Raw genomic sequence first — 23,569 nt, 5'->3', positions numbered from 1 at the left:
CACGCTGTTCACGCGTACGCCCGAGCGGTCACAGTGCGGCCTTCGAACGCACCGGGCCTGAACATCGATCGATCACTCACGCCTGACGCCCCTGCTCCGCCTGCGGGGTTGCCATGGCGATCACTCCGGCTGCATGCCGGCGGCCGCGATCATGCGCTGCCAGAGCTTCTGGTCGTCGGTGACGGCCTTGGCGAGTTCGGCCGGGTTGCCGGGGCTCGGCATCGAGCCGCGGCCTTCGTAGTGCGCCATCGCCCCGGGCGAGGTGACGAAATCCAGCGAAACGCGCGAGAGCTTCTCAACGATCGGCGTGGGCGTGCCGGCCGGCGCAAACAGCCCGAACCAGTTGATCCTGGACAGCCCCTCGACCGTGGCCGGATCCTGCAGCCCCGCTTCAGCCAGCGTCGGCACCTGGTCAAGAGCCGGCACGCGCTTCGGCGTCACCATGGCCAGCGCCCTGAGCCTGCCCGCACGGATATGGCCGAGCACGGTCGAGAACTCGACGATGCTGTAGTCCACCTGCCCGCCGATCAGGTCGGTAATGAGGCCCGCAGCACTCTTGTAAGGGACGTCGGCAACCTGGATGCCGGCCGAGCGGCTGAAAGCCGCACCCATGACCCGGTAGCCGGTGCTGACCGAACCGAAGTTGAGCACGCCGGGCTTCGCCTTGCCGGCAGCCACCAACTCGGCAACCGACTTGTACGGCGAATTGCCCGGCGCGACCAGCACCAGCGACACGGACGCCAGGCGCGCCACCGGCGCGAAATCCTTTTTCGGGTTGTAAGGCAGCTGCTTGAAGAGGTAGGGGTTGGCGGACATCGAACTGGACGACGTCAGCAGCAGCGTGTAGCCGTCCGGCGCCGACTTGGCGACGTAGTCCGTGCCGATGATCAGGTTGCCGCCGGGCCGGTTTTCGACCACGACGCTCTGGCCGAGCTTCTGGCCCATGTACTTGGCCAGCAGGCGCGTGTAGTCGTCGACGACTGTCCCCGGGCTGGTGATCGAAACAATCTTGATGGGGCGCTCCGGAAAGCCCTGCGCCCGCGCGCCCGGCAGCAGCGCCAGCATTGCGCCGCCAACGCCGGCTTGCAGGATGCGCCGGCGGCGCGCCGAAGCGAGTGTGTGATTCATGTCCGTCTCCTGTTCCTTTATTTGGCCATTCATGCGATGCCCGCGCCCCGACTATCTTCGCCGCGCCTGCTCCGCCATGTGCCCGCGGTATTCAGGCAGCCATGGTCATCGCCTGCCACGAACTCCGCCCCACCCAACGCGGGGAGCAGGCTCGTGCCTTGGGCCGAACGGCCTGTTTCAGATGAAGAGAAACATGGAGCGACTGGCCGCTATCCCTGTGGCTGCCATCCGAGCGTCCCCGCGCGTTCAGCGCGTCGCGGACTTCACTATGAATCATTTTTGTACGTACAAACACGTAACGATTCGCATGCACCTTTCTGGCAAGGCGGTACTTATTATTTGTGAAATTCGCACCGATCTCCAAGATCTCTTGCAAATTCACCTCGGACGGAATCATACTATGTACGTACATATAGATGGCAACGAAACACCGGAGACAGAAGGAGCAAGAGGTGCAGAAACTTACCGAAGAGCGGCGCATGATCCAGGAGGCCGCGCGCCAGTTCACGATGGAGCGCGTACTGCCCATCGCCAACAAGCTGGACCCGGAAAAGGGCCAGATCCCGCGCGAACTGATCGACGAGATGGCCGAGCTTGGCTACTTCGGCATCCTGATTCCCGAGGAATTCGGCGGCCTGGGCCTGGGCGCCTACGAGTACTGCCTGGTGGCCGAGCAGCTCTCGCGCGGCTGGATGAGCGTGGGCAGCCTGATTGCGCGCGGCAATGGGCTGATCGGCGCGCTCAAGGGTCTTTCGCCCGAAAAGAAGGCCGAGTACCTGCCGCGCATGGCCCGTGGCGAGTTCCTGGGGGCGTTTTCGCTGTCCGAGCCCAATGCAGGCTCCGATGTCGCCAACATCTCCTGCCGCGCGGTGCGCGACGGCGACGACTGGGTCATCACCGGCAACAAGTACTGGTGCACGTTCGCCGACGAGGCCGACTTCATCCTGGTCATCTGCCGCACCGACCCGGTCATCGACCCCAAGGCGCGCCACAAGGGCCTGTCGGCCTTCATGGTGGAAAAGCCGCGCGGCGAACTGCCGGCGGGCGTCAAGGGCAGCGTGATTCCCAAAATCGGCTACCACGGCTGGACCACGTGGGAGCTCGCTTTCGACGGCTGCCGCGTGCCGCATTCGAAGATGGTCGGCGAGGAAGGCAAGGCGTTTTACCTGGCCACCGCCGGACTGGAAACCGCTCGCGCCCACACTGCCGCACGCTCGATCGGGCTCGCGCAAGGCAGCCTCGAGGATTCGATCCAGTATGCGAAGGACCGCAACCAGTTCGGCAATCCGATCGGCAACTTCCAGGCCATCCGCTTCAAGCTGGCCGACATGGCCACGCAGATCGAGGCCGCGCGCGCCCTCCTCTATGCGGTCTGCGAAAAGATCGACGAAGGCACCCGCGCCGATACCGAAGCCTCGATGGTCAAGCTGTTCGCCAGCGAGATGTGCGAGCGCGTGACCAGCGAAGGGCTACAGATCCACGGCGGCGCCGGCTACACCACGCATTTCGCGGCCGAACGCTACTGGCGCGATGCGCGCCTGACCAAGATCTTCGAAGGCACCTCCGAGATCCAGATGCGCATCATCTCCGATGCCATGCTCGGCAAGGTCGCCGCCTGAACGGAAGCCTGAAATGCAGACTCAAGCCAAACCCGCGGGGGCGCTTGCCGGCCTGCGCGTGATCGACCTGACGCAGATGCTGGCGGGCCCCTTTTGCACGCAGATCCTGGCAGACCACGGTGCCGATGTGATCAAAGTTGAAGCGATGACCGGCGACGGCACGCGCGTTACCGGCCCGTTCTGCGCCGACGACGCGCTGCGCGACTTCGGCGGCTATTTCCAGAGCGTCAACCGCAACAAGCGCTCCATCGCTCTGGACCTCAAGACGGAAGCGGGCCGTGCCGTTCTGCGCGCGCTGATCGACCGGGCCGATATCATCGTCGAGAACTTCCGGGCGGGCGTGATGGAGCGCCTTGGCTTTGCCTACGAAACCCTGCGCCAGACCAACCCGCGCCTGATCTACGGGACCGTGCGCGGCTTCGGCGATCCGCGCAGCGGCGAGAGCCCGTATGCGCAATGGCCTGCCTACGACGTGGTCTCGCAAGCCATGGGCGGCATGATGGGCATCACCGGTCAGGACCGCGGCACGCCGACCAAGATCGGGCCGGGCGTGGGCGATACCATCCCGGCACTGATGCTCTGCATCGGCATCCTCGCCGCTGTCAACCACGTACGCGAAACCGGCCAGGGACAGTTCGTGGATGTGGCCATGACCGACGCGGTGCTGGCCATGTGCGAGCGCATCGTCTACCAGAACTCCTATATCGGCGAGGTTGCGGCGCCGGAAGGCAACCGCCACCCGCTGCTGTGCCCGTTCGGCCTGTTCCGGGCACGGGACGGACATGTGTCCATCGCCTGCGCCACCGACCCATTCTGGGAAAAGCTTGCCGTGGCCATCGGGCGGCCCGATATGGCGACCGACGAAGCCTTTGCGACCAATGCAGCACGCGTGCAGCGCCAGAATCAGGTGATCGAGGCGATCGAAGCCTTCACGTCGGTGCGGACAAAGGAAGAAATCGCCGCGTGCCTGGGTGGCAAGGTGCCCTTCGGCCCGGTCTACACATCGGCCGAGATCTTTGCCGACAAGCACTACGCCGTGCGCGAGATGCTCGTGGAAGTGGAGCAGCCTGGCTCGGCCATCCCGGTAAAGATCGCCGGCGTGCCGATCAAGCTCAGTGAAACGCCGGGAGCGGTGCGCCGGCGGGCCCCGCTGCTGGGCGAGCATACCGAGGACATCCTGTTTGCAGCCGGGTATACCGAGGAAAACATCCAACGCTTGCGGAAGGAAGGCGTGGTGCGATAGAACCAACCTCCGCAAATTAAGCGGCCCCGCCGTCACGAAGGGCACGGCGAGGGACAACGACACTGCGAGCATAAGCGCCGCCACGCATGTAACGCATGCAGTGGCGGTTGCGGCACGCGCCGCGTGCCACCCAGCTCCCAGACTCCCCGCGCAGGGGGGCGGTCGCCAAGCGGCTTCGCGCCGATACTTGCCCGCATGGGCGGCCTGTATCCCGGCGGCCGCGCCTTGACACGGAGACGACGGATGGGCCATCACCAGTTCCCGCTGGCCGCAAGGATATCGCCGCCACGGACGCGAACCCGCGAAATCCAGCGGGACCGGCTGCTGGCCCAGCTGGAGGCCGCGCGCCAGTGCAAGCTCGTGTTGCTCAGTGCCGGCGCCGGATCCGGGAAAACCACGCTGCTGGGCCAATGGCGCCACGCGCTGATCAAGGCGCGCGCACGGGTCGTCTGGCTGGCGCTGGCTCCGGAAGACCAGGACTTCCGGTCCTTCTGCGCGGCGCTGTGCGGCGCGCTGCATGGCGCGGGAATCGCCGGAGGCTGGGACGAGTGCGCCCGGTCACTGGCACGGATGCAGGCGGCGGCGGCATCGAACGCGCTGGTCGAGGCGCTGGCAGGCATTCCAGGCCATCTTTGGGTCATGATCGACCAGTTCCACCATGCACAGGACAGCGAAGTGATGGCCCTGGTGCGCACCCTGGCCGATCCGCAGTTGCGGCACCTCAGCCTGGTGATCGCGTCGCGCACGGTGGTGCCGCTGCCGCTGGGCCGGTTGCGTGCCTCGGACGAGTTGTTTGAGGCCGGCCCGTCGGAACTCTGGTTCGACCCGCAGGAAACGCGCGCCCTGCTGCATCTTCAGCTTGGCGCCCACATCCCGCTCGACACGGTCAGTCGTGTCCATGAGGCCAGCGCGGGATGGCCTGCCGGCGTACAACTGATGGCAAGCGCACTCCGGGGAGGCGCGGCAGCAGTGGGGATGGATTGCGCCAGCGGCACGCCGACCGACCTGGCGCTGCGCGCCTATGTCGACGAGGAGATCCTCGCGGAGGTCGATCCTGCCGTGCTTGACTTCATGCGGCAACTCTCCCTGCTCGACAGCTTCTGCTACGGGCTGGCCGCGCAAGTCACCGGCGATGACCAGGCACAGGACTGGCTCGATGCGTTGGCATCGTGCCACCTCACCAGCGTCGCCGTCGGGCCTGGCGAAGGCAACTGGTACAGGTTTCCGCCCATGTTGGCGCGCTATCTGCGCGACAGCTTGCGCCGCGCCGGATTTGACGCGGCCGACTTGCACCGGCGCGCAGCGGGCTGGTATTCGCGCCACGGCATGCTGAGCGAGGGCCTGTGGCATGCCATGGCCTGCGACGACTTCGCGCTGGTGGTGCAGCTGTGCAACGGCCACGGCCAGCGGCTGCCCTCGGTCACCCGGCTGCGCGAATTCAGGCTCTGGGCTGGGCGCCTGCGGCCGCAGCAGATTGCCGCGCATCCGCGGGTGCTGATGCTGGCGGTCTGGGCCAGCATCATGACCGTGCGGGCGGATGAGGCCGAGCACTGGCTTGCGCGGCTCGAAGCCGCCCACGGATGCGTGGAGGTGCCCGCTGCAGTGATCATCCTCGCGCGGGCCGCAATCTGTGTGCAACGCGACGACGCCACGCAAGCGTGGGATCTGTTGCAGGGCATGCCCGTGCTTGCATTGCCCCACCCCGACTATGAAGCGATTCATGCTGGCCTGCGCGTGCGCTGCCAGGCTGCCCTGGGCGTGCAGGATCCCGCGCGCCCGGCCTGTGACGGTCCGCTGCGCACCGCCGGCACGCCCTGGCAGGCGCAGGAGCTGACGCTCCTTGCCGCGGCAGCCGCCGCATGCGCGCTGCTGCTGCAAGGTCGCGCGCTGGAATCGGAAGCCATCGGCGCCCAGGCCCTGGCGCGCGCCGAAGCAGCATTCGGGCGGCGTTCGATCTCTGCCTGCGCTTGCGCCGCGGTGATGGCCGAGGTCCACTATGAGCGCAATCAGCTCGACGCGGCACGCCAGGTGCTGGCGGACCGGCGCGGCCTGCTGCAGGCCTCTTCGCCTGAACTGGTATTGCGCGCGGCGCGCTGCCATGCCCGCCTGCTGGCCCGCCAGGGGCAGGCCAGCGCCGCTCTGTCCGCGCTGGGCAAGGCGCAGGCTGCATTCAGCCGCGATGGCTTTGCGCGCGGCCACGCGAGCATGCTGGCAGAGCAATGCCATATGGCTGTGAATGCGGGGGACCTGCGGCATGCCGCCACCCTGCTCGACGTGCTGCAGGCACTGGCATTGGCGCACGCCGGCGCAGGCCCGCGTGACGCCGGTATCCGCGCGCTCGCCACGCTGTCAGAGGCGCGCCTTGCGCTGGCGAAGCGTCAGCCGCAGCGGGTGTTGCCGCTGCTCGACCAGCTGCGTGCGTTCGCCGCGGTCTATCGCCGTGAGCAGTTGCTAGTGGTTTCCGATCTGCTGCACGCCTGTGCGCTGGCAGACCTGGGCCGCCATGTCGAGGGCGAGGCCGCGCTGCGGCTGGCCCTTGCCAGTGGGATGCGGCTCGGGCTGCTACGTACGCTGCTGGATGAACACCCCGGCGTCGGCGCCATGCTGGCACGGCTGGAAGATTGCGCCGACAGTGCGTCCGGTGCCTACCTTGCCCAGCTTCGGGGAGCGCTTAACGCACAGGCTGCCACGCCAGCATCGCTCATCGCGCCGCCGCCGGTGCCATCGTGCGGCAACGTGCCTGGGTTAACGCCGCGCGAGCAGGACATTGTCACGCTGCTGGACCAGGCCATGTCGAACAAGCGCATCGCGCTGGCGCTGAACATCAGCATCGTCACCGTGAAATGGAACTTGCGGCAGATCTTCGGAAAGCTTGGCGTCTCGAGCCGCTACGAAGCCATCGTCGCCGCACGCGCGCTGGCCGAGCAGGCGATTGCAAGCGCCGCCAGCTAAGCCGGTGGATGGCATCGCGGCGTCGCGGCGTCGCACTGCGACGCCGCGACGTTGGCAGGATCAGAAGCGGTGCCGCACCCCCACCGCCAGTCCGAACATGCCCTTCTGCCCGTTGTTGGGGAAGTAACCCGTCGCGAAGCTGACCGGTGAAGAGTCGAAGTTCAGCCCGGCATTGCGCGCATATGCCGTGGTCAGGTAGACGTCAGTCCGCTTGGACAGGTCATAGTCGGCAATAAAGGTCACCTGCCATGGATTGGCGGGTTCGAACCGCGGGGCAGTCGCTCCCAGGCGTGCTTCCTTGACGTCCGCATAGTAGTAGGCCAGCATCAAGTTCAGCGCGGGCATCACGCGGTAGCTGGCTCCGGTCCACCAGTAGTCGTCGCGGACAAAGGTGTTGCCGTTATTGAAGTTAGTACGGTTCCAGCGATAGCCGGCCGTCAGTTTGAGTGGCCCGGTCTGGTAGCTGACGGCGCCGCCGAACTTGCGGGTGCGGCCAGGCTGCCCTGCCGTCACGGTCGGATTCCACTCGTCATAGACCAGCGTGGCGCCGAAGCCGCCGCCGACATACGCCACGGACGCGCCGTAGCCAGTGTTGTCGCGGAAGTTGCCGGGCGACTCGCCCGCGCCGCCGCCGGCCAGCGGCGTCGACCCGATCGCACCCACACCGGTGCCGAACGAGTAATGCGCGCCGACCGTCACTGGCCCGAATTCGCCCAGGTACTTGATCATGTTGTCGCTGCGGTAGTTGACGCCGAGCTGCCAGACCAGGGGCTCATACAGTACCGCGTAGCGCGTGGGGGTGAAGTTGGAAAAGCCCTCGAAGATGCTGGTGTACTGGCGCCCGAAGGTCAGCCTGCCATAGGGGCTCTGGAAGCCGACCGAAGCCTGCCGGCCGAACAGGCGTCCCGAGGTCGACACGCCGTTGTCCAGACCGAACCCCCCTTCCAGCGTAAAGATCGCCGCCAGCCCGGCGCCGAGGTCCTCCTTGCCACGCAGGCCCCAGCGCGGCGCGGACAAGCCGCCTGTGGTGGGCATCGAAATACGCTTGCCGCCAGGCTGCGTCACCAACTGGTTGTTGACGACGGTAGGCGTACCCCGTGCCATGTCGTTGACATATTCGATTGGGGCATCGACCACCCCATAAAGGGTGACGCTCGACTGGGCCAGCGCCGGCCCGCCCATTGCACTCAGGGCTGAGAGCGCAAGAACCTGCTTTCTCATGCTTTGTCTTCTCCGATGTTGTTATGCGGCTTCATGGCAACTTGCTGCAATGCCTGAAGACGTAGCGCGCCGGTCCTGCGTTGCCGGGCTGCCTTGCATTAGAACTCCGGCGCGGACATTTGACCCCGTCCAAAAGGAATGGGGTATCGCTGCGATGTGGCGCAACGAACAAAAGCCGGCCACGCCAAGGTTTTTCACGATTGACAGGGGCGGAAAAGGCTTGCGGAGCCCTGGGCCTGGCCGGGATAGTGCAGGCGCCCTACATGGAGCGATGCAGACGCTCGCGATCATGGTGCGGCGTTACGCCTTTCCAGCGCCGGTACGCACGGATGAGGTTCGACACTTCCCCATAGCCGAGCGTATCGGCCACATGCAGCGCTGCTCGTTACACCGTCATATTGAGTTCGCACCAATACCTGTGCTGGAGCAACTCATCACGCAACATGGCGGCATCGTGCTGCGAGGGTTCCCCACCCCGCAGACCGAGGACTTCGCCGATCTTGTCGACATGTTTCCCACATTCCAGGACGGCTACATCGGCGGTCGCGCGCCGCGCAAGAAGATCGCCGGAAGGGTACTCGAGGTCACGCGGCTGGACGCGAGCGTCGGCCTGGGCGTGCATTCCGAAATGGCGTACCGGAACCACTATCCCAAGCGCATCGCCTTCTTCTCGCGCAAGACGGCGCCCGTCGGCGGCGAGACCACCATCGCGGATGCGCGCGAGTTCGTCGAAGCGATCGGTCCGGAGCTGGTGGCGAAGATTTCCTCGCTCGGCATCCGTTCGGCGCTGAACTACGGTAGTGCCGCGGGCGGTTGGTACGGATCCGGCGTGCCCATTGGAATCAGCGGGAACTTCTTCACGCTGGCCTCGAATGCTCCCATCATCTTGAGCATGGGCCCGAGTACCCAGCTTGCGTAGGCGCGCTTGTGCTCGTCTTCGCGAGGGTTGGTGTAGAGGTCGAACAGGTAGGGTACGGCGAGCTTGAGAGGCGGCGCTTCCATATTGTCCTGCTGGTAGAAGTGGGCCTTGAAATTCTGCCACTTGACCGCCTGCAGGCGGTTGTCGACCCAGATCAGGATGCCCTCGCGCGCGGACTTCGCGGTCTTGCCCTCGAAGAAGGCGGTCTGGTTCACGCCGTCGATGGGACGGTCACCCGGTACGCGCGCGCCGGTCATGGCGGCGATGGTCGGGAACAAGTCCACGCCGTGCACGATCTGGTTGCTCACAGCGCCGGCGGGAATTTTCCCCGGCCAGCGAATCATGAAGGGCACGCGGATGCCGCCCTCGTACGCAGTGAAATACTGACCGCGCCAGGGGCCAGCCCAACCGTCCCACGGCCTGAAGTACTCCGCGCCGTTATCGCTGGCGAAGATGACGATGGTGTTACTACGCAGGCCAAGCCGGTCGACTGTGTCGAGCATCTTGCCGACGTTGTCGTCCATTTCGGCCAGCATGTCGGCCCAGTCGCCGTTGCCGGTCTTGCCGGCGAAGCGCGGATTCGGCACCGTGGGCAAGTGCGGCTGTGTCAGGCTGGCGAAGGCGAAGAAAGGCTTGCCGGATCTTGCCTGCTGCTCCATGAAGGCGATCGAGCGGCGCGTGAGTTCCGCATCCATCAGGCGGCGCTGCTCCATGTCGTAGACCTTCAGTTCTCGGCTCGTTCCTCCTTTGCGCCCTTCCAGGATGTATTCCGGCTTCATCCGCTCCGGCGAATAGCCGTTGGAGCCCGGCCACATGGCCTCGTTGGTAGTACGCGGAATGCCATACCACTCGTCGAAGCCCTGGTCATTGGGCAGGCGCCCGTCATGGCTGCCCAGGTGCCACTTGCCGAAGAGCGCCGTGGCATAGCCGGCGTCGGATAGAGACTCGGCGAGGGTGACTTCCCACTGCGTCAGGCCTTCGGCAACGCCGCCGATCGGCACCGCGTAGGTGCCCGAGCGGATGGCATAGCGGCCGGTCATCATGCTGGAGCGGCTCGGCGTGCACTGCGGCTCCATGTTCATGTTGGTCAGGCGCATGCCCTCGGCGGCCAGCTTGTCGATGCGCGGCGTGGGTGCGCCACGCAGTTCTCCGCCGCCGTAGACCCCCAGCTCGCCGTACCCAAGGTTATCGGCAAGGATGAACAGGATGTTCGGCTTCTGCGGCGCCTGGGCCGATGCAACCGAAGTGAGCACAGCCCCTGCGGCAAACAGGGCGGCAGCGACGAGCCGAACTGCCCGCCGAGCGGGCGTTGACTGTATCGGATGGATGGGCTTCATGCCGGCGTTACCTGGATGGATTGGGAAGGAATGCATCAGCCGAGCAGCGCCCTGACCCGCACGGCCGCCCGGGAGCCGGCGCCGATTGCGCCATCGATGAAGCCGCGCCAGCCTTCACCGTGGTCGCCCTGGCCGAAGATGACGCGGCCGCGATCCTGCTGGAAATGCGCGTAGTATTTCCCGAACCAGCCCGGCCGATAATTGGCCCAGGTGCCGAGGCTGCAGGGGTCTTCGGTCCACGGGTAGAACTCGACCTGCTCCACCACCGCATCGGGGAAGAAGTCCCGCAGGGCCTGCTGCACGGCGGCCTTGTCGCGATAGTCGATCCGCTTCGGATCCGGCCCGAACGTGACAAGAATGGTGTGGTCGTCGGCCATGGCATAGGTCGACGTCAGCGAGAGCGGGTGTGTGGGCGATGCCAGGGCGGTCACGCGGCCCGCCGCAAGACGCCCCTTCACCTTCGTCAGCAATTTGATGCCCACGCCCGCGTGCCGCTCGCGCCCGGCGGCCACCACCTTTTCATCCAGAGGCGGGGAGAACTGCACGCCGGGCAGCACGTTCATCGGCAGCGCCACGATGACCCCCGCCGCGCTCAGTCGCTCGCCGGTTGCCGTGGTGACGACCACGTGGCCGCCCCGGTCCTCGACCGAGCGTACGGGGGTGCCGAGGCGGATTTCCGGCTTGCCGTCCGCCACCATCTTGTTGATCAGACTGACGGTGCCGTGCTTGAAGCGATAGCGCCCCGCCGCGTCGCGCAGCGCCGGCAGGTTGCCGCCAGGCAGCGACCACCAGCGGTTCACATCCACCTGCGATGCCCGTTCCGGCGGGCAATGCGCGAGCCCGGCCGCGTAGCATTCGAGGACCACCTGCTGGGTCCGGGTCAGCTTCATGCCGCCGATGACATCCTGCGCGCAAAGCCGGTCGCTCCCGGTGATCGCTTTCCAGCCGTGGGATGCGTCGTACGGGCGCTCCCACATCCCGCCCGCCTCCGCAAAATACTGGTTGAACGCGCCGAAGACCGTACCCAGTTGCTCGGGCGTCTTCAGGTATTCACGCCGGCCGTCCACCAGCACGACGGTCACCGCGCCGGCCGGATCGACATGGGCATCCGGCGTTTCCACCACTTCCAGCTTGTAGCGTTGCACTTCCGACCAGACGAACGGTTGCGACCAGTGGATCCAGGTGCCGCCCAGTTCGACCTGATGGCCGGCGAAATCGCTGGTATGCGTGCGGCCGCCCAGGCGATCGCGCGCTTCCAGCACCAGCGTGCGGTAGCCGTTCTTGCAGCAGTCACGCGCGGCGGTGATGCCGGCGAAGCCACCGCCCAGGACGATGACGTCGTAGTCGACACCCTTGGCCTCTGCCTTGCGACGCACCTCGCCGGCGCTGCCTGCCTGCGCCTGTGTCGAACCGATCGCACTGCCGAGCGCCATCGCCCCCGCACCCACGCCGGTGCGGCGCATGAAACCACGACGGTCGATCGACGCCGGTACCTTGCCGGTGACGGGAAGCTTCTTTTCCATGGTGATTGATGTCCGAAGTCAAGTTCCGCCCAGCATAGGACTAACCTGACCGCAGGCGGTATCCAGCATTGGCAACCCGTTCCTGATGCCCTGTTACAACCTGGCGGCGGACACTTGCCTGGATCGCATGACGCACAATCCGATGGTTGGCGTAAGTCCCGATACCGCCTCGCCGATCGCAACAGGGACAATGCTCGCGCCGGGCAGGCGACAACCATGCCCCAGAGTTACCGTTGCAGGCCCTATATGTTCAATGCCGGACATTGCCATGCCTCGTCGACCACGGACCCCGACGATCACGCGCGTGGTCTTCCCGAATTCCACCAGCGCTATCTCCAGACCGGACCAGGACGCTTCGAGGGTACCCTGCAGCGCTTCGATCTGGCCGGGGATGTTGTCGTGTACCGTGAACAGGTCAACGTCCCGACAGCGCAGGAAGGCTGGTTGGCGAAGGACTGGCGTACGTTCGGCATCTCCATGTCCGAGAGCAGTTCGACTCTTCAGGGGCGCGCCGTCGGCGCTACCATCGGGCATTTACAGGGAGGGGGCGACTGGGCCGTCCAGACGGCGGGACCGACTGACCATGTAGGGATCGTGATTCGCGACGAGACCTTCGCGCAGTATGCCGAATACCTTGGCGGCGTCGATGGTATTTCGTGGGCCAGCCAGCCCTTGCTCGAAACCAGCCAGCCTGCACGCCAACGCGCCTCGGCCGGCATCGGCAATTGCCTGCGGGCTGCCGCGGACAATCCTGGTGCCCTGGCGCATCATGCTTCGCGCACGGCGTTGCGCGATAGCATCCTCGAACACCTTTTCTGCCTGCTGATCGATGCACAACCGGCCCGGCGCCGCAATGACGTGACGCGGTTGACCTACAGCGAGATCGTCAATCGCAGCCGCGAACACTTGATGACGAACCCGGGTATGCCCGCAGGCCTCCTGGAGTTCTGCCGGATGCTGCGCATCAGCCGTCGGACGCTGCAGACGGCCTTCCTGGAAGTCACAGGTGTTACGCCTCAGGCATACATGCGAGCCGTGCGACTCTCATCAGTACAAAAGGTGTTGCGACAGGCCGATGCGCCGGAGATCAATGTTGCGGCCGCCAGTTGGGGCTTTGTTAACATGGGCAGATTCGCCGCGGACTACCGGCTCATGTTTGGCTATCTCCCGTCGGAGACAGTTCGGACCTGCGGGATGGTCCATATGGCCCGCTGACCCCTATTTCGGTAGCCTCCTCCCGTGAGGTGAAGTAATTGCGCTCCGTTTGTGAAGTAAACGTATTGCGCCCCCGAAGAAGCATTCACTGCAGCAATTATGGCAGTAACGCGACTACTCGTCTGTTGGCTGTTCTTCGCACACGAAATCAAAGCCACCTTATAAAAGTGGTGTTACAGCTCGTCGACAAAAAAAAGACACCGATAAACGGTGCCTTTAATGGGAAATTACAAGATAAAAGAAGAGCTGCAATTATTCCAGATATCTTCAATCATGAAAATCGAAATTTTTTTACATCAGTTTCTCCGTATGCCGCTAGGCGAAGGATTCAAGCTTGCCGGCCCGAGTGGGTTCGCTTCCGGGAAGCGATGATCGAACACTTTCCGCCCCACGGCAACCAGCCGCCCCGCCAGACAGCCTGCTCCTCTGGTACGGATCGAACTCCGGCAGCGCCCACGGTGCCGGGTCGACCGCATCGAGATCGACGCAGTGCCTGAAGTCACTCGCTGCCAGGCGCATACCTAGAAATTTTCCAAATGCATCGAGTTGGACCTGCGATGTCATGCCTGCGCTGCCGCCGATTGCCGGGCAGATGATCCATGTCGTTCCGTTCCTGGTGAAGATACGCAAGCGCCTGACTTGATCTGCCGGCTGGAGTCCGTGCTCTTCGCTGGCGAGCCCGCCGAGCGAGAAGGCCTCGATGTATTCGTCGGTATGGCGATGGCTTAGACAAATGACCACCTTCGGACGCCAGCGTGTGCAGGTCATTGCGAGGAACCGGAAGCGTTCGCCATGTCGGCACAGATCTACGTAGCGCGACTGTGGAATCAGTTCAGGCTGACCTCGGAACGCCTTGGACCACGTCGTTCGTCCGTCGACATGGGGAGACAGGGGAAACAGGCTGAGCCTGAACTCGGCGCCGCATGGCGAGTAGAGATGGCGCCAGTAGTATTGTTCCCAATCGTTGTCGCCGAGCCGCATGCCCATTGCCTCAGCCCGCGCGGCGGCCATGATGCGCGCAACGCACTGATGGCCAAACCACTTGCCCATGTCTTCCCGATGCTGATGGCGGAACACAGCGTCCCAGGCCGGCGGCGCCATGCGAGGCTGCAGCGGCGCGACGAGGGGCTCGTACCAGGCGGGGCTTCTGTCGCATATCCAGACAGGAGCCTTTGGGTTGCCTCCCTCCATCCCCAGGTACGAGGCAAAATATCGATCGAGTTCCCGGCGCTCGAACACCCTTGAATGCTGCATATTATCCCTTGCTGCTTGGTGGGACCCCCAAATATTCAATGCCGCAGCATGCCGCCGCCCGGAGACGAGCGTGCTGCCGTGGTCGTTTACGAATTTATTTGCAGACGGTGCGCGAAGAAATAGTGCGCCGTTGCCATCGGCATGCGTATGCCCATCGGATTTCTTATAAATCCGATGGACTGCCTGCTTCAAAGGATGGGGCTAGGCGCGTATTCGCATGCCATTGGTGAAAACTGATTACCCTGGCATTTCCGACTTATCGATGACGTCGATAAATTAATTTACCCAGACGTTCAGCCGCAAAAATTTTTCTAGAACCGACGTAATAATTATGTAATTTTTTGTGATTGATAGGATTTTAACCAATCCGTCCTATTTTAGGAATTTCAATCTTCTAAGGTCTGAAATAAGTGCCCTTGCTGCGATGCAATAAAGTTGGGGTTCCCTGTTTTCCATCCCCTCACCGGAGGGGATAGAAACGTGCTGACGATCCTGGAAACAGAGGGCCGCGCTGCGCAACGCGATCCCGATCGACGCTGTGAAGCGCCAGGGTCCCGGATTCAGAACCCGGAGAAGCGGATGCCGATCGAGCCGTAACCGTAGTACCGATCCAGCTTGCCGGCGGTCGCGGCGTTATAGAGGAACGGAATGGTTCCGACAAAGTTGTGCAGCGACGCCTGGCCGCGCAGGAACACCTCCACGTTCTTCACCACCGCAAACGACAGCTCCAGCCCCAGCGTATGGTTGGAGCGGATCGGCGAACTGCCATAGGTTTGCGAACGGCTATCGACATTGCTGCGCAGCAGGTATTGGAACTGGTATCCGAGCCGCGCCGCGAAGCGCTCGTACTTCCAGCGCCATGATCCACCCAGGCTCAGATAGCCGGCCGTGTAGTTGAAATCGTCATTGATATTCAGCCCGAACTGGCCGGCATCGACCGCGAACGACGCGGACTGGAGCGTGGCGTTGCCCACGTTGCACGGCGCGGCCAGTTGGCCTTTGGCGAGATTGTCGGAGCCGATAGCGACATTGAAATTGCAATTGCCTCGCTGCAGACGGGTATTGATGCTGCCGATCGTCACGCGGCTGATGCCGAGGCCGATGAAACCGGTGAGCTGGCTGCGCTCGGTCAACTCGCCGGAGAAGATGACATCGGCCTGGGCCTGGACATCATTCGCGTTATTCACTGTGAGGCTGTTGAACATCGTGTTGCGAACCAGCACAGGCGACGAGCGATTCAGGCTGCCGGAATGGTCTCCCCATAGCGAGAAGCGCAGCATGATGCGATCGCGGGCACCGGCCTCGGCCAGCGGGTCGTAGTGCATGGCCAGCATCCAGGTATCGATCTGGTTGTGGTCTTGCCCGTAATCGATGCCACGGCGCCAATAGGTGGCCGATCCCGACCAGTGTGGCGAGAATTTATAGCCCAGCATCAACTTGCCACCGCGGTAATCGCCCGCGTTGTCCGACACGGGCCCCTGCCGCCCGCGCAGGTTGAAGACGTCCACGGTGCGGTCGACCATGTCGTAGCTGGCCTCCACCCGCACCGAGGTGAACTCCCCGGTGGCGGGCTCGGCTTGCATGAACACATCGTCGGGGGCGGCACTGGCCGTACCTGCGCACGACAGGCCCAGCACCAGGGCGCAGGCGTGGACCAACCGGCGCTTGCGAATCAGCTGCATAGAAAACTCCGAGGCCGCTGGGCAAGCCTCATGCGTGGCGCGCTCCCGGGGGAGGCGCTCGACGCAGGCACAAAAGGCCCGGTCATCCTCGGCACTGCGTTCAGGCATGTGTTCGGATGAACGGGGCCGGCCTTCCCCATCCGGGCGGAAGGCACACTACGCGCTGGTCACGGGTTGAGCGTGACCGTAGTCTTGAGGCCGTCGCCGGTCACCATCTCTGCGTCGGTCTTCACCAATGCCGTCTTGGCGAACTCCACGCCGCCGTTGACCAGCATGCCCAGCTTCACATCCCTGCCGTTGACACCGGTGGTTGTCGCAAACGTCACGGGGAATGTGCTGACCGACTTAGGTGTGAGCGCGTCAACCTGCGCCTGGCTCAGCGCGCCGGCGGACCTGAGCTTGCCGAGGAACACCGTGAACGGCAGGTTCAGCGACCCGCCGTTGGCGCTGGAGAACAGACTGTCTGCGGCGCTATTCGTCAGGCTTGCCGCAGCAGACACGTTGCCACTGATCCTGAACGAATAAGCGGTATTGGCAGGCACCACCGCATCCACCAATTGCGACCCATTGAACGTCAGCGTCACGTTCTCGATGATGACATCGACCTGATTGCCGCCATAGGTATAGCTCAGGCCGGCGCGCACTTGCGACGGGCCGCCGTTGAAGGCATCACCATTCTGCGTCATCGCAACCTGGATCGCGCCCAGCGTGCCACCCGTGGCTGAGATCGTGTCGGTGATCGGGTAATTCGCGCCGTTGATCGTCAGGTTTGACAGCAGCAGGGAGTTGTTCAGCCTGACCGCGTTGGCCACGCTGTTGATCGCGCCAGCGTCCACCGCGCTGCCCAGGTCCGCGGCTGCCTGCTGGATCTCGGCGGTGTTGCCCGTCGATACTGCATCACCGAGTTCAGCCAGCCCGGCCGTGTTAGAGGCATCGGTCAGCCCGTCAGTCGTCACCGCCTGGACCAGCGCCGTGGTCGTCGTGGACTGGGCGCTCTCGGTCACGACGTTAATTGATCCGCTCTCCGTCAAGGCCGCCAACGTCTCGGCGGGGCTGCTGCTCAGATCGACGGCCTCCAGCGCCGTGCTGACGCTTGTCACCTGGCTCGTGATTACCGGAGCGGCCAGTGCGGCCACATTGGCTGCCACGGCGCCAATGTCCGACTGCAAGCTGGCGGGCAAGCCGGACTGAGCGTTCTGTACAGCGCTGGATACTACGTTTGTCACCAGTGCACTGCTGGTCAGGTCTGCGGTGCCCTGCGCGCTCGCCACGGCGCTGGCGACCGCCTTGGAAGCCGCCGCGGCTGTCTCCGCGGGCGTCAGCGTGCCACCCGTGCCCAGGCCCGACAGCGTCTTGGCGACGTGGTCGACCAGTTGCTGTACCACGACTGCCGCCCGCAGCGCGGTGGCGTCCTGCATCGGATCGAGCGTGGCCAGGTCCTTGCCTGTCAGGCCGAGCCCCGTGGCCAGGGGTGCGGCCTGCGCTGAGCCGAGTTGGACCGCCAGCGTGGTCAGCGGCGAGACTACCTGTATCACGCCCTCCCTGTAATCCTGCGCCTGAGCCTGAAGCACCCCGACAAACGGCTGCTTGGTACCGATATCGGTGCCGCCGGTCACTCTCAGCGCGCTCCTGGTGCAACCTGCCGGGAAGGTAAAGTCGCCGCTTGCATTCGTGGCCACCGTCTTGCTCTCGCAATCAAGGAAGGTGACAGTCGAGCCGGACAGGTAGAAGTCCACCGCCTTGCCGCTCACGGTGGCAGAAGGCTGGGAAGGCGGGGGCGAATCGTCGCCGCCGCCACCGCAAGCCACGAGCGTTGCCGCCGCGCCTGCCATGATGCCAAGGATGAAGATGTTCCGGGTTTTGGTGTGCACGCTGCTCTCCTGAGATCGAAACTTCGATACAACGAAACGTGGTGGGGAATCCTGCGACGGGGATACTGCCTCGCACAGTCTCCAGCGCCCTACGCTGCCTCTGGTGCTACGCACGCATAGGCGTGCGAATACCGCGGCAGCAGCTTGCAATTGCGCCGGCAGGCAGATAAACGCATCCACCAATCCGTGTCACCCCTACTTGGCGGGGGAAAGTCAATCCGTTGCCGTCGCGGCTCCCCGCAGGCCGGCAAGCGGGGCCAACGCCCGCGCTCGCCACGACTCATGACGCCCTCACTATCGGTGCCTCTGCACCAGCGGAGTGCCCGGGAAAGTCGTCCGGCCGCAGCCAGCGCGTGATGTACTGGCCCATGGCGTCAAGCAACACATCAGACATCAACCCTCCTGAGCCAGCCAGGGGCGGACAGATGATCCACGTGGTGCCGTCTCGCTCCAGCACGCGCAAAGTCTTGGGCTGATCGGCGGGCTGCAGGATGTGGTCGGTGGCGCGCGCTTCTGCGAGCACGAACGCCTGCGCAAAGTCGTCGGCGTGCCGCTCGCCCAGGCAGATCACCAGCTTCGGCTTCCAGCGTCGGCGAATTCCATCGATGAAGGCAAAGCGCCGGCCTTCGCGGCAAAGGTCAAGGTAGCGCTGCCTTGGCAAAAGCTCCGGCTGGCCGCGAAACGCCTTCGACCACGGTGTCTGATTGATCAGGCGCGCTGGCAGCGGGAACAGGCTGAGCTTGAACTCCGCGCCATGCGGCGCGTACAGATGCTGATCGAAGTAGTGCTTCCAGTCCTGCTCGCCTATGGCCGTCTTGAAAACCTGCGCGCGCGCTGTCGACATGATCCGGGCAATCTTCTGGTGCGATTGCCAGCGCTCCATATGATGGCGATACTTGTAGCGGTAGGCGGCATCCCATGCGCTGGGTTGCACATGCGGAACCAACGGAGCCAATAGCGACGCACCGCTTGGATGCGGGGAGCTATCGCAGAACCATACTGCGGCGCCCGGATTTCCCCCGTCCATCCCTACGTACGACGCGAAATACGAATCCAGCTGCTCCCGCGTGAATACCGTATGTGGCTCTGTCTTCTTTCTCATTTCTTTACCGCGGTTGAGTGAACGATGCCCGGATGCTGAGCCGCATCAGCGTCTTCATGCGCATCACAAAAGCTCGGCGGTCCCGAATCTGCTCGCGAATGTTTTTATTCTCACCCCCAGAGCGAGGGGTGCGCTGCCATCTCGTTTCCCTTCTTGCGCGGGGTAACGCCCGGCTCAGTTGCACGGCATCTTCGCGCGCGAAAAACGACTAGCCCAGCGGCGAACAGAAGTGGCGGTGCAATGCAAAGCCACCTCGACCACGGCCAGACTTTCCCTTCTGATGCAGGGTACCGACGCTTTTCGCTGCATCGCACTATTCCCTGCAGAAAACACAGAGCACGCCAGCGCCATCAGCAGCGCTGGCAGCAAGAGAGCGTTGCAGTTCCATGGATCGCCTCAAGGATTCGACCGCGGCCGGTCATCGGCGGATCGCGGCCACACCATGGATCCGGCTGCTGCGAAGCAGTCCGCACGACTCTGCCTTGTTCACATCATGAGCATGCACAACCAAGATGCATGCCGTGCGACGAGCATGGCCGCCACTGCGCGCGGACTGCAAGGCCGGAGGAGACAACAAGGGCATGGGCACTCGCTTGAGCGCCCATTACTCGAACGCTTCTGGGGGAAGCAATTGGGTATCTATCGAGATATGTTTGCCAGGCACCACGATCAGCTCGCGCTGATGGCTCGCCTGCTCGACGCCGGCGCCATCTGGCTTGCGGCAATTCTGGCCAGCGAAGTGCGGTTTGCTACTGCGCACGCGCCAATCCACCAGTTCATCCAGTACTTTGGTTGTGCGATCGCCTTCATCGTTCTGCCCGGATTCGACGTCTACACCTCCTGGCGCGGCCGTAGCCTGCTCTCCCTGGCTGCGCGCCTGCTGTCTGCCTGGAGCCTGGTCTGGCTGGTCAGCCTGCTGCTGATCTATCTGCTTCACCAGGCCGATTCCCTGTCCCGCTTGTGGATGGTGTACTGGTACGCTTTCTCGCTGGCAGGCCTGGTGGCCCTGCGCGTCGTCAGCCGTGCCGTGCTCAATCTGCTGCGCGTTGCTGGCGCCAACAATAAGCGCGTGATCATCGTCGGCTTTGGCCGTACCGGCCAGGAGATGTACCGCCGCGCGACCGCCAGCCACACCACGGGCTTCAAGATCAGCGGCATCTATGCGCCGGAAGGCGAGCCCACGCCAGAGGGGCGCCGTCGCATCACCGACAGCGCCCACATCGCCGAATTTGCGCGAGAGCATGAGATTGCCGAGATATGGCTCACCCTGCCGATGAGCGAGCATCGGTTGATGCAGGAGATCGCTTTCTCGTTGCGCAACGACTTCATCGACATCAAGTGGATGCCGAGCGTGCTCGATTTTGACCTGCTCAACCACAACGTCGGCAACTTCCTGGGCATGCCCGCAGTGGAGATGAACAAGCCGCCTTCGCTCGGCGTGCGCGGCACCATCAAGGCCATCTTCGATCGCACCTTTTCCGCGTTCGTGCTTATCGCCCTGTCGCCGCTGTTCCTGCTTATCGCCTTTCTGATCAAGCGCGACTCGCCGGGCCCGGTCTTCTTCAAGCAGGAACGCCTTGGCATGGATGGCCGCGTCATCCATGTCTATAAGTTCCGCAGCATGAAAGTGCATACCGAGCACGGCGCCGTCACGCAAGCCACCAAAGGCGACAGCCGCGTGACGCCGATCGGTGCGTTCCTGCGCCGTACCAGCCTGGACGAGCTGCCACAGTTCATCAATGTGCTGAAGGGCGAAATGAGCGTGGTGGGCCCCCGGCCGCACGCCATGGCGCATAACAATATGTATAAGGAACAACTGGACTTCTACATGCTGCGCCACCGCGTCAAGCCCGGCATCACGGGCTGGGCGCAGATTAATGGCTATCGCGGCGAAACCGATACCCTGGACAAGATGGCCAAGCGGGTCGAGCACGACATCTTCTATATACGCAACTGGTCGTTCTGGCTGGACCTGCGCATCATCTTCTGGACCGCATTCCGGGGCTGGATGGGAAGCAACGCTTACTGAGACCACGTGAGAGCACGGTCGGCATTCCAGCTCGCAATCGAACACGCAATCGAATACGGAATCGAACACGCAATCCAATGATCAAAGTCCTGCATGTGACCGAGTGCCTGGGCGGTGTCGAAACTTACCTCCACCTCCTGGCATCCCATATCAATACCGAGAACATCAGCTTCCACTTCGCCCTGCCGAAGCAATGCTCCATCTCGTCCATTGCCGACGCGCGCAACTTCGGCGTCAGCTACTTGCCGATTCCCCGCAAGCTCGATCCGTTGAACGACTTGAAGGCGGCGCTCAGCCTGCGGGCGCTGGTGAAAAGGGTAGCCCCCCAGATCGTGCATCTGCACAGCTCGAAAGCCGGGCTGGTCGGTCGGCTGGCATGCATCGGGTTGAACGTACGCGTTGTCTATACACCCCATGCCTACTACTACCTTGGGCTCAGCGGGGTCAGGCGCCGCGTGTTCCTGATGGCGGAGCGGCTCTTGCATCGTCTTACGGACGAGGTGCTGGCCACGTCGCCGTCGGAGCGCCATCGGGCCATCCACGACATAGGCCTGCCCCACGAACGCGCTCATTCGATACTGAACGCCGTCGAGCCCCGGTCCGTGCCGACGGAAAGACGGCTGGCTGCCGGCGTCAAGCGAGTCATCATGGTGGCACGGATCAGTCCTCAGAAGAACATCCCCATGTTCCTGGACGTGGCCAGGCTGTTCAAGGGGCGCCCGGATATCGAGTTCATGCTGGTGGGCTACGGCCACTATGAGAATGACCGGGCTACGCTCGATACACTGCTGCAGGAGCGCGGCCTCGTCGAGGGCAAGGACATTACGACCATCGCCTGGATGGGCCGGTCCGAGCTGCTGGAGCTGCTGGGTTCCGCCGCAGTCGTGGTGCTGACCTCGCACTACGAGAGCTTCGGCTACGTGCTTGCGGAAGCCAATGCCCTGGCGATCCCGGTGGTCGGCACTGACGTGGACGGCATCAAGGACATTATCGTGGATGGCAGCAACGGCTTTATTGTTCCGGCAGACGACGCCCCCTCCATGGCAAACTCCATTGAAGCCATCATCGGCGACGATACGCTCTGGCAAGCCATGTCCGAGCACGCAGTGACACGCGCAGCGTCCGAGTTCAATATCGTGACCCAGGCCCGGAAGTTCGAATCCTTCTATTCACGCGAAGTCCTTGCCTAGGGTGCTGGTCGATCCTGCCGCTCAGGGCGGCACTGCCCCGCTTGCCCAGCTGACCAGCAGGATCACCCCATTGGCAAGTCCGGCTTCGGCTTGCGGCATCGCCGAGCAAGGCCGCGCCCCCGCGGACATCCCCAGGGCCCGCACTTCGCAGCTGTCCGCCCTCTCCTTGCCCAGCTCCTCGAGCATCATGGCCTTGCTTTGCGGTCCCCAATAGATGCGATGGACCGCGCCATCCTTGCGCAGGGAAAGGACGAAGGTTCCGTTGCCCCCGCGCCAGTCAGCATCCTTCGCACCAGCAAGGATGCCCAGCAAGTCGCGCAGCATGGCGATGACAGGTTTTTCGGACCCATCAGCCCTTAGCAATCCGAAATTTGCCTCTCGGTCCCACCGGGCCTCGCCCCGGTCGCGCCAGGAATAGATGCCCAGCATGGGTACCTGTGAAATGACGCCGGCAAGCACCTGCCTGGCGATCAACGCGGCCTGCGTTGTCTCGCTGCGCACCGGAAGGTAGGAGGCGTAGCCCCATTCACTCACAATCAGTTGGGCGGACGGACGTGGCGAGTTGCGAATCCGGCCGCTGAGTTGCCGATAGTCCTGCAAGAGCGTCTCGGGCGTTGCCCGGTACGGATGGATGCTTAAGCCCTTCATGCAGCTCAGGCGCGGATCCGTCAGCAGTCGGGAAAAGGACAACTCCGCCGCCGGGTTTTCCGGTTTTGGGAGCCGGGCAAGACCAAACAGGTACACGGATGGCAGCGGACCGGTGCCTTGTTGCGCCAGCGCATCGCAGATCCTGCCGGCGGTCGAAACCAGTCGGGAGATGGGTACCGAAGGATGCAGGAAGGTTCGGTTGTCCGGCTCGTTCCAGATCTCATACGACAGGTCCGGTCCCTTGTTACGCCGCATAAACCGGACAGCGAACTCGGCGAACTTCACTTCATTCGCATCGCTCGAACCGTCGTCGCCGGTATCCCCCCAGATATACCGACCGCCGTACAGCGTGATCAGCATGTGCAGGCCGGCCTGGCGTGCCTGGCTAATGACCTGCAAGTAGCGCTCCGGCGTCAGGTGTCCCCGCACTACCTCGGGCCGCACGCCGAAACGCACATGCGAGAATCCCAGGCTCTTGATCGTCGCCAGGTCGCGGTAAGACACCGTGGCGGGGTCGATCTGAACGGCAAAGGCAGGCATTGCTGCAATCCGGACCGGAGCCTGCAGCAGTTCGGCCTGCGCCTGTGGACAAAGCAAGAAGGCGGACACCGCCACGTGCGTCGCCAGTGCCAGTGC

General features: G+C 63.8%; 15 protein-coding genes and 1 pseudogene. 7 read left to right on the top strand and 9 right to left on the bottom strand.

Features of this window, described 5'->3' with window-relative positions; translation table 11 throughout:
• Nucleotides 1-120: 120 nt before the first annotated feature.
• Nucleotides 121-1,128: a Bug family tripartite tricarboxylate transporter substrate binding protein gene (locus ACIP1U_RS20695; protein ID WP_400318637.1), complete on the bottom strand. Its 1,008-nt coding sequence runs from the start codon at nt 1,126-1,128 to the stop codon at nt 121-123.
• Nucleotides 1,129-1,580: 452 nt separating this feature from the next.
• On the opposite strand from ACIP1U_RS20695, the gene ACIP1U_RS20690 reads away from it, so the two are divergent.
• The 3 genes from ACIP1U_RS20690 to ACIP1U_RS20680 all read left to right on the top strand — a co-directional run bounded on the left by ACIP1U_RS20690 (nt 1,581) and on the right by ACIP1U_RS20680 (nt 6,942).
• Nucleotides 1,581-2,747, top strand: coding sequence for an acyl-CoA dehydrogenase family protein (locus ACIP1U_RS20690; protein WP_400318634.1), 1,167 nt, complete (start codon nt 1,581-1,583; stop codon nt 2,745-2,747).
• Nucleotides 2,748-2,760: 13 nt separating this feature from the next.
• On the top strand, nt 2,761-3,990 hold the full coding sequence (locus ACIP1U_RS20685) for a CaiB/BaiF CoA transferase family protein (protein WP_400318632.1): 1,230 nt from the start codon (nt 2,761-2,763) through the stop codon (nt 3,988-3,990).
• Nucleotides 3,991-4,233: 243 nt separating this feature from the next.
• Complete coding sequence (locus tag ACIP1U_RS20680) at nt 4,234-6,942, top strand: LuxR C-terminal-related transcriptional regulator (RefSeq protein ID WP_400318629.1); 2,709 nt, start codon at nt 4,234-4,236, stop codon at nt 6,940-6,942.
• 60 nt (nt 6,943-7,002) lie between these two features.
• On the opposite strand, the gene ACIP1U_RS20675 is transcribed toward ACIP1U_RS20680, so the two are convergent.
• Nucleotides 7,003-8,163: a porin gene (locus tag ACIP1U_RS20675; protein WP_400318627.1), complete on the bottom strand. Its 1,161-nt coding sequence runs from the start codon at nt 8,161-8,163 to the stop codon at nt 7,003-7,005.
• Here ACIP1U_RS20675 and ACIP1U_RS20670 point away from each other — a divergent pair.
• Nucleotides 8,162-8,923: pseudogene (locus ACIP1U_RS20670) on the top strand (TauD/TfdA family dioxygenase); the annotation flags it as partial. The gene ACIP1U_RS20675 and the pseudogene ACIP1U_RS20670 sit on opposite strands and share 2 nt — an antisense overlap.
• Nucleotides 8,924-8,955: 32 nt before the next feature.
• Here the strand turns inward: ACIP1U_RS20670 and ACIP1U_RS20665 are convergent.
• The gene (locus ACIP1U_RS20665; protein WP_400318624.1) at nt 8,956-10,335 is read right to left on the bottom strand and encodes an arylsulfatase; all 1,380 of its coding nucleotides are present in this window, start codon (nt 10,333-10,335) and stop codon (nt 8,956-8,958) included.
• A gap of 119 nt (nt 10,336-10,454) precedes the next feature.
• Nucleotides 10,455-11,942 carry a flavin monoamine oxidase family protein gene (locus tag ACIP1U_RS20660; protein WP_400318622.1) on the bottom strand — a complete coding sequence of 496 codons (1,488 nt, stop codon included), beginning with the start codon at nt 11,940-11,942 and terminating at the stop codon, nt 10,455-10,457.
• A gap of 216 nt (nt 11,943-12,158) precedes the next feature.
• Here ACIP1U_RS20660 and ACIP1U_RS20655 point away from each other — a divergent pair, with 216 nt between their 5' ends.
• A complete protein-coding gene (locus ACIP1U_RS20655) occupies nt 12,159-13,157 on the top strand; it encodes a helix-turn-helix domain-containing protein (protein ID WP_400318619.1) in 999 nt (332 codons plus the stop codon).
• 315 nt (nt 13,158-13,472) lie between these two features.
• On the opposite strand, the gene ACIP1U_RS20650 is transcribed toward ACIP1U_RS20655, so the two are convergent.
• From ACIP1U_RS20650 to ACIP1U_RS20635, 4 genes are all read right to left on the bottom strand, one after another.
• The gene (locus ACIP1U_RS20650; protein ID WP_400318616.1) at nt 13,473-14,258 is read right to left on the bottom strand and encodes a transcriptional regulator; all 786 of its coding nucleotides are present in this window, start codon (nt 14,256-14,258) and stop codon (nt 13,473-13,475) included.
• A 713-nt stretch (nt 14,259-14,971) separates the two neighbouring features.
• Nucleotides 14,972-16,093 carry a hypothetical protein gene (locus ACIP1U_RS20645; protein WP_400318869.1) on the bottom strand — a complete coding sequence of 374 codons (1,122 nt, stop codon included), beginning with the start codon at nt 16,091-16,093 and terminating at the stop codon, nt 14,972-14,974.
• A 167-nt stretch (nt 16,094-16,260) separates the two neighbouring features.
• Complete coding sequence (locus ACIP1U_RS20640) at nt 16,261-17,964, bottom strand: hypothetical protein (RefSeq protein ID WP_400318613.1); 1,704 nt, start codon at nt 17,962-17,964, stop codon at nt 16,261-16,263.
• Between the two features lie 280 nt (nt 17,965-18,244).
• Complete coding sequence (locus ACIP1U_RS20635) at nt 18,245-19,066, bottom strand: transcriptional regulator (RefSeq protein WP_400318611.1); 822 nt, start codon at nt 19,064-19,066, stop codon at nt 18,245-18,247.
• A gap of 649 nt (nt 19,067-19,715) precedes the next feature.
• Here ACIP1U_RS20635 and ACIP1U_RS20630 point away from each other — a divergent pair.
• Nucleotides 19,716-21,095, top strand: a complete 1,380-nt coding sequence (locus tag ACIP1U_RS20630; RefSeq protein ID WP_400318866.1) for an undecaprenyl-phosphate glucose phosphotransferase — start codon at nt 19,716-19,718, stop codon at nt 21,093-21,095.
• A 77-nt stretch (nt 21,096-21,172) separates the two neighbouring features.
• On the top strand, nt 21,173-22,285 hold the full coding sequence (locus tag ACIP1U_RS20625) for a glycosyltransferase (RefSeq protein ID WP_400318608.1): 1,113 nt from the start codon (nt 21,173-21,175) through the stop codon (nt 22,283-22,285).
• A 21-nt stretch (nt 22,286-22,306) separates the two neighbouring features.
• On the opposite strand, the gene ACIP1U_RS20620 is transcribed toward ACIP1U_RS20625, so the two are convergent.
• Complete coding sequence (locus ACIP1U_RS20620; RefSeq protein ID WP_400318606.1) at nt 22,307-23,548, bottom strand: hypothetical protein; 1,242 nt, start codon at nt 23,546-23,548, stop codon at nt 22,307-22,309.
• Nucleotides 23,549-23,569 lie beyond the last annotated feature (21 nt).

Origin of the sequence: Cupriavidus sp. NPDC089707 (assembly GCF_044748965.1) — a bacterium.
In the GTDB taxonomy this organism is placed as follows: Bacteria; Pseudomonadota; Gammaproteobacteria; order Burkholderiales; family Burkholderiaceae; genus Cupriavidus.
This window is presented reverse-complemented; position numbering and strand designations above follow the sequence as displayed.